7 protein-coding genes and 1 pseudogene are annotated in these 7,515 nt (G+C 53.2%); 3 read left to right on the top strand and 5 right to left on the bottom strand.

All coding sequences use genetic code 11. The features are described from left to right. Positions 1–135: 135 nt before the first annotated feature. Positions 136–837, bottom strand: a complete 702-nt coding sequence (locus QT222_RS10330) for a hypothetical protein (RefSeq protein WP_049963747.1) — start codon at positions 835–837, stop codon at positions 136–138. A 1,097-nt stretch (positions 838–1,934) separates the two neighbouring features. On the opposite strand from QT222_RS10330, the gene QT222_RS10335 reads away from it, so the two are divergent. Further along, complete coding sequence (locus QT222_RS10335) at positions 1,935–2,837, top strand: ATP-binding protein (protein ID WP_004061007.1); 903 nt, start codon at positions 1,935–1,937, stop codon at positions 2,835–2,837. A 238-nt stretch (positions 2,838–3,075) separates the two neighbouring features. Here the strand turns inward: QT222_RS10335 and QT222_RS10340 are convergent, their stop codons facing one another. From QT222_RS10340 to QT222_RS10355, 4 genes are all read right to left on the bottom strand, one after another. Then, positions 3,076–3,522 (bottom strand): toxin-antitoxin system TumE family protein, encoded by a 447-nt coding sequence (locus QT222_RS10340; RefSeq protein ID WP_004061008.1) that lies wholly within the window; start codon positions 3,520–3,522, stop codon positions 3,076–3,078. After that, positions 3,519–4,094, bottom strand: coding sequence for a DUF7342 family protein (locus QT222_RS10345; RefSeq protein WP_491477115.1), 576 nt, complete (start codon positions 4,092–4,094; stop codon positions 3,519–3,521). Before QT222_RS10345 ends, QT222_RS10340 begins: the two co-directional genes overlap by 4 nt. 318 nt (positions 4,095–4,412) lie before the next feature. Continuing rightward, positions 4,413–5,504 (bottom strand): saccharopine dehydrogenase family protein, encoded by a 1,092-nt coding sequence (locus QT222_RS10350; RefSeq protein WP_491477116.1) that lies wholly within the window; start codon positions 5,502–5,504, stop codon positions 4,413–4,415. Between the two features lie 51 nt (positions 5,505–5,555). Then, complete coding sequence (locus QT222_RS10355; protein WP_004061012.1) at positions 5,556–6,224, bottom strand: helix-turn-helix domain-containing protein; 669 nt, start codon at positions 6,222–6,224, stop codon at positions 5,556–5,558. Between the two features lie 86 nt (positions 6,225–6,310). On the opposite strand from QT222_RS10355, the gene QT222_RS10360 reads away from it, so the two are divergent. Together QT222_RS10360 and QT222_RS10365 are read left to right on the top strand one after the other, a co-directional pair. Continuing rightward, positions 6,311–6,817: an SRPBCC family protein gene (locus tag QT222_RS10360; protein WP_491477117.1), complete on the top strand. Its 507-nt coding sequence runs from the start codon at positions 6,311–6,313 to the stop codon at positions 6,815–6,817. Between the two features lie 292 nt (positions 6,818–7,109). Beyond that, a pseudogene (locus tag QT222_RS10365) lies at positions 7,110–7,515 on the top strand (Matrixin); the annotation flags it as partial.

Below are 7,515 nucleotides of genomic sequence, written 5' to 3' on the forward strand. Positions count from 1 at the left end.
TCGATCTCGGGTGAAAACAGGCCGATTTGGTGACTTCGACGCGCCGGAGGTTACGAGAATGGGGTATTCTCGGAAGCGTATAGAATAGCCATCTGCTAGTCGGATCTGCAGGACTCGGGGAGGAGAATCAAAGGTCTATTCGGATTTTTCCCACCATTTGTTTTCTTCAGGAACGTCATCTGGCATCATAGGCCTCGCATTAAAGATAACTGAATGGAAGTCGGTGATATTCTTCGACTCGACGGTTGTGTATCCAAGTCTTATCGGTCTTCGATCACCCAGTCCATCTTTGTACCACAATCGAACTCCCGCGTCGATTTCAGACTCGCCAGAATCTTGAAATATCCACAGAAGCTCGGAAGCTGAGAGAAATCCTGGAGGATTGTCACCCATAGTTTCATTTATGCACACATCATCACCCAGCTGCTCTTCGATCTCGTCGGTCACCGCATGGAGCGAAGTGGTGTAAACTTTCTCTCGTTCGTTCGTTCCTATTACACCGCCCTGGTCATTCAAGCGGATCGCATCCATACGAGGTCCAGTCATCTTTTTCAGCGCAGTTTTCCATTCCCCCTGAATTAAAGGTCCCTGCGATTCCCAACCGATCTTGTTCCCATTTAGCATTGCTTCTACTCTGAGTTCTTCAGCCGGTGCCCGACCAAAATTTGACAGGGTGACTTCAACCAGATCTGCATGTAAAAGATGGGGCCAAGTATCCAAGCCATTATTAGTCGCGTATTCGCTAACCTTCTCGGCTGGAATAACTTGTAAATCCTCGATACGTAACAGGGCCTTCGACTGGAATTCTGTTTGCTTTTTTTCTTCGTTCAGAATCATTGTTTGGCGCCGATAGAGATACACCAAACCAGCGGACAGCACTAGGCTCCCGAGTGCGCCTACGATTTGAGCAAATGCTGGGAGATCGTACGGGGGTGTGTGATTTACTAGATTTGTCTTCCCTGAGGTCTCAGACCAGAACAGCAGTGCTGGGGAGCACAAGGCAGAAACAGCTAGCAGTAGTGAAGACTTTCTAACCACGTACAGATGCGGACACTGCTCAAATATGAATGCTCGGAGCATACCACGGCCAACTCTCTTTGGCTCTCGGTTCCGAAAAGAGAAAACCAGATTCTCGGAACTGCTCACTAGGGTGCATTCGGCACTTTGTCGCTCTTGCCTGAGCACAAAATGTCTGATTCGGGGATAGATATTTGTTATCGTATAGACATTATTATGTGTGGAATCATGACAGAATGGGCACAACACTACGACGAAATCCCAAAAGCACTCTCCAACAACGGTGAGATTAGGCTGCATGCTCTGGAGTTGATAGCTGATGAACCAATCATAGGAAAGTGCCTCGAGGGAGGTACACGAAAAGAAGACTTCAGGACGATACTGTCGGAGCTTGTTAAAGGAGAGATCGACCATGCAACCGCTGAGCAACGTGTCTCATCAGAGCTCCCACCCAGTAACTCACTTCATATGGGGAACAATCACGTATTCAACAGCCAGTGGAAAGAACGGTTGATACGGTCGCAACTGAGTCGGTTTTATAACCAATCAGTAATGGAGATTCTCGAAGAGCGAGGAGACTCAGAGTGTTTTGTCCCGCGCTCTCCTCGAGAAGACACGACTTCAGATTGTACCCAGCAGTTGGCGGGGGGAAAACATGCAACCTCGGAGCTCCTCCGAGCGCTGTATTCTCAGCAGAGACAAGGCAACTGGAACGACGGAGTCACCGTTCCAGGACACGCAAATTGCACCCATACAGTAGTTCCAACCGAACTAGCACAGAATAATTAGTCACCTATCCGAAACTAGGTGATTCTCAGAACTACTGAGTGTTTGGTTGTGAAGACGGTTCCCCCTACTACTCAGTACACTTGACATCTGGTCTATCATTTTATTTGTCTCTGAAAACACTCTTTTCTATGGAAGACCAGCTGTATCCGTCCGACGTTAAGGATTGGACTTGGGATACGATTGAGTTCCTAGCTGACAACGACGTCCCAGAGAGTACCTACTTGGAATACAAGAAGCATCTATCGTATCCTACTGGAGAAAATTCAGATAAGTCAAAACAAAAGTGGCGAAGAAACCTTGAACGAGAGTTCACTGCATTTGCCAATGGATGTGGTGGGATTCTTGTTTTTGGTATGGCTGATTCGATTGATCCAGCGCCGTTTGAACCACCGGAACATGAGGTCAGACGAACAGTCAATCAATATATTAAGGATACAACGCCAGTTGTAGAAATCTATGTCTCCGACCCACTCATCCCCCCGAGCGAGAATACCGACAGAATAGCGCTTGCAGTTCGTGTCTTTGAGGCCTCGCGTAAGCCAGTCAAGGCATCTGATTCGTCCTATTTTGTCCGCGTCAACGACCAGAAGCAGCCGATGAGTCGAGAGCAGTTAGAGTCGATGTTCGTTGAGGCAGATCGTCGCCAACAGGCAGTCCGGCAACTAGAGTTTGAGATCTCTCGGTTTGTGAATTCATTTGAAGAGAATATAGAGGAGGTACCAAACCGGGATCACATTCCGCCTCTTGAGGCAGTTGACGAACAATCACTAAGGGGGGCTCTTCGACAGAACACCCACCTCTTTAGCGATGAAAATATTCAAGAAGATATTATTGAAGTGATGGGAATATTGGATGAAATAAGCTCGGCGAAACGCGAATTTGATGAAGGCTGTAGAAATATGGGTCGTGTCGAACATGACAGTTATAGTGAATTGAACAAAGTAACCCAAGTCAAAATTTTTGATCTTAGCTGTCGTCTAGACTCCAAATTGAGAGATGTCAAAAAGAAGACTCAACTGGAATTCCCGTGAGAGGGAGCTGCTAGTTGAGGTCATCAGAGTACGTCTTTATTTTGGCAATGTGGGGATCTGACTTGGTTCCGAAATAACCCGACTCTCGGAAGTCGGTCAAGAGTACCGACCTAATAGATAGTACAAGCGGTCATAGAACATCTTCGAATTGGTCGTCAACAGCCACACCACCACTTTTCCACCTAAGCGAGGCTATCTGGACAAACTCACTGTCGTGCTGTAGACGCGATATTCAGAATCAGCCCTCCCAAAATGCACGCTGGCGGGTTTCAATTTCAGTGAGTGCCATTGAGAGGACGTCACGCCAATCGCTGGGGTGGGATGTATCGTCCCCATGGGTTGGTGCATCTGGCCCAGGATGGATGTGGTCGCGAGTGTTGTGGTCCGACGGGTGGCGGTCCCATCGGTGATCGAACGTTCCTTCATCGTGGTCTTCGTGGTAGTGTAGCGAGAAGTCGCCGTTCTCGAACCAGACGAGCTCTAAACGAGCGTTTTGAACACTCGATGGGTAGAACCGCCCATCATACACGCAAACCAGCCGTTCAGGGGCGAATTCAGGTTGATCAACTACCTGAGTGAACCGCTCGTCGGTAGTAAACCGATTTCGAATAATGCCCAGGCGGTCAAAATCAATTGGAGCGCCGGAGACCGACTCAGACGCAGTACTCTCATCCTGGCCTGTCATACCGCTGTTCGTTGGTCGGCCGCACCACCCGACTCGCTCGCTAACGCCCGTTCAAGGAGCTTTATCCGACGCCGAGCCGTTTTCCACGCGGAAACAGCCTCCCAAACATCTTCTATCGATTGTTCAGTGGCGGCAGCGTGCTTCGAGAGAGAGACCGCTGCCGGCGACGCGACAGCGAACTCCTCAGCCAAATCTTCTGCACGTGTTGTTTCCGTCTTCAGGAACTCAAGGAGTTCTGCTGTCGTGTAGTCGTCTCGGAGCGTCTGGACCCGTCGCCAGTTCAAGTACGACTGGTTGCGTTCATACGTCGCTGGCGACTCGGTAATCTGTGTCACGATTCCCATTCGTTCGAACCACTCTAAGTACTCTCTCGCGGCATCGACACCGTGGCCTGCGAGGTCGGCGACGTCGCCAACGGTAGCTGGACTGTCAAGCCCAAGCACAGCATCAAAAAAATCGTCTCGCGTTCGGCCCCCACGAACAAGTTCCTCCGGAGGGACCAGAGCATCGAAATCTGGTGAGTTCGTTCGCTCCTCGGCATCAGCCTGGAGTTCAGAGTGCGGTTCTTCCATACCCATACCACGTGGTTCATAGGAATAAACCTTGCTAGCACGGAATATTCCGTCTACATTGGAGTAGAATAGATTAACCAACATAGAGCCCAGAGTCGCAGTAACGTTGGTTAGGTCAGTTAACTAGTAAGAGTATCGCAGTACTCACTCATGACCCCTCGTTGCACAGAATCAGACAGTGTCCGGCGAACCGAAACAGCCTATGAATGTCTGTCTTCCCGCCATACCCGGTGACGACGTGACGATATTCAAACTCCACGCGGCCGACTTCGTTCTCACCGACCGAGTCCGATGCCGTCGTGGCAATGGATTTCCCCACTACGACGGCTCTTCCCACTGTTCTGCACGCCCGACGCTATACCCGGCCGTGACCAAGACATCACAGAACGGTGAGCTCTTGAACAGCTCCTGTATGTGGTGGACACCCGCCGGTTGTGGCGGCCCCACCGCCTCTACGACTCGAGCAGTGACGATTGCAGTCGCACGGGCTTGATCAGGTCCCCGAACCCACCGCTTGATTCGCGTTGCTCGGCCGTTGACCCGACCGCTAACCTCGACGTTGATTACCGACTCGTTGGACCCAAACGGGATTGCATCGGTCAGCCTGACGATTTCATCGACACCGAGCGCCGACACGACCGGCTGGTACAGTCCGGTGCGGCGTAATACTGCCAGATAGCGAGTGACGATGCGAGAGTCGTAACACAGTCGACTCTCGATTGTCGGGATGGCCGTCGTCCGGGCAAGCACGTGCTGATCTGCGAGATTTGCCCGATACGCTCGGCGCCGCCCCCAGCCAGGAATCTCGACCACCCGGGGATCGGTGAGGCCAGTCACTGAAGTCGACTCGCCGTCACGCCGCACCGAGAAGTCCCCAAGTGCGTCCTCGATTGTCCATTTAACCGTATCTGGGCCGAACGCGTCACCAATACCCAGCAGTAGGGTGATGTCCGCTCGGTCGACTGTATCGAGTTCTGCGGTTGCTTCAGCAACGAAGAGGTTCGTCAGTCCGGGAGACAGTCCGACACTGAGTACGGCCGTCGCGCCTCGTTCCCGAGCGAGATCGTCGAACGACTCGATAGCCCGGAGAAGCGCGTCCGTCGGCGAGATATCGACGTAGTCGATGCCGCGCTCGAGACAGGCTTTCGCGAACTGTGGCGTGTCTTGATCCAGACACATGACCACCGTCCCCACGTCAGCGAGCGCGTCCGCATATCCCGCACTGTCGCTTACATCAAACGTGCGGGGCTCGACGCCAGCGACCGAACTGGCAAATCGGCGGGCATTTTTCTGCGAGCGACCAGCAGCGAGTATTTCCCCCTGTGTCCGGTCGGCGAGCTCCGTACAGACAGTCCGGCCAATCGTGCCGTAGCCACCGACGACGAGCACAGCTGCGTCAGGACGGACCATACGGAGGCTCCGTGACGGGTGACAGTATAGCCACCTCCGAGTATACTCGGGTCATATACGTCCAAACTCCGTGTCGAGGTAGCGCGGCAGCAGATTCGCTTCGATTCGCTGGAGTTGCTCCGAGACCGTCGCTGGAGCACGTCCGACCGCCGCCGCAATCTCCTCGTGTGTCGCTTCCCGTGGGACCTCGTAGTAGCCCAGTTCGACGGCAGCCTCGAACACCGTTCGTTGCCGTTCGGTGAGTAGGTCCACAAGCTGGCCGCGTTTGGGGACGTACTCACCAAGGGACTCCGGATAGATGTCGACCTCGGGGGGAAGGTCAGCTGTAATACATGTGATCGCAGATTCAGTCCCAACGACCGTGAGGCGAACGCCACGATCTGTGTAGTCGTCTGTGTACACAAGAGGCGGCACGAGAACGAGCGAGTACGCAACGAGGATGTCGAACAGCAGCTCCATGGACGGCGATTGGCTGTATTCGACGTACGCGAGGCCGGTTTCTCGCGTGACCGCGAAGTCGTGGACGGAGCCTTCGCATTCGAGGAGCTGTTCGAGCCGAGCCATATCGCCCGAAAACTCGCACAGTTCAACCAGCCGGTCACCGACTCTGCTGATTTGATAGCTCGTGTCGATCGTCACGGCAGGACAGGCTTCGATAGCGGTCTCCAGTGGGTGGAGTTGCCCGTCATTCCAGATGAGCACCCCGGACGCATAGCGCATGGCGTTCCATTCGCAGGCGCAGCTCAAGAACTCCCCCGAGTATACTCGGGTATAGCGTCAATCACACCGACCCGGACTGGTAATACATGATCGAAACAAGCGCCGCGGTCCAGATTGATGCGTCACCGGCGACCGTGTGGCCGTATCTGGAGGAATTCGAAACTCGCTGGGAACGCTCTAACCCTGACCACGACGGGATGTGGGTCGTCATGGACCCAAAAAAGCCGCTTCGCGATGGCCTCCGATTTTACCAGCGTGAGTATGTTGGCCCGATCAAAGGCATGATCAACGCTGAGCTCCGTGACGTCGTCGAAGAACAACGATTCAGTTGGATTGGTACTTGCACCTATACACTGCCCCTGCTCCCGTTCACATTCACTGTCGAAGAAGGCGGAACCGTGGTGCTCGACCCGAGAGGCGGACAGACCCATCTCTCGCATCGTGTCTGGGCTCGCGTTCCACCGACAGTACTGGGCAAAGTAGCCGAAAAGGCGTTGACGGCTGCCGTTGATCTCGAAAAAGAGGTTTACCAACACACACTCGTTGAGCTTGAATACTTCAAGAATGTAGTCGAGACCGACGCCGAGAGCTGACGGTCAGTCATCGGTGGACGTGTGTCTGACGGGGACAGACGACGGATTCTCGTCTGGTACGTGGGCCGCCTCGCCAAGCGGTCCTATAGTAGCGTTTGCAACTGGTGACACATCCAACCGCACGACAGCGGTCGGTCGAGTGTGCAATGACTTGATTACGGTGGCGTAAGTCGCTGTTCAATTATTCACGATGTGAGCGGTGCTTAACGCTCTGGCTCATAAGTTATCTCGCACTTATCTGTATCGACGTACATTGTTCTTCTGAACCCAGTCCTCTAGTTCAGCGCGTTTTATGACCCGACATCAGCAGTTTACGCTCGTCGTCATATTCATCGTCGTAGCCACTGTTCTCGGAAGCGTTCCACCGTCAGTGACGGCCACAGAGACGGTTCCGACTGAATCGACCCTCGGGGCCGACCAGCTACTCGGAGCAGGACTTGCAGAGGAGGGACGTAGTATCGATGACGGCGAGAGAGTCGCCGCGATTGACAATTCGACGCACGATGACGGAGAGGGTGAAGACGATTGTGTCGTGGATGACAATGATCACGTCGATGATAAAGAGGACGACGGCTTCGAATTCGGTGACGAAGACGAGGCTAACCACATCGATGACGACGAAGATGATGAGGATAACTTTGAGTTCGATGATGAGGGTGACGAGGACGACCACGAGGATAGCTTCGAGTTCGATGACG

This window comes from Haloferax sp. s1, from assembly GCF_058382125.1.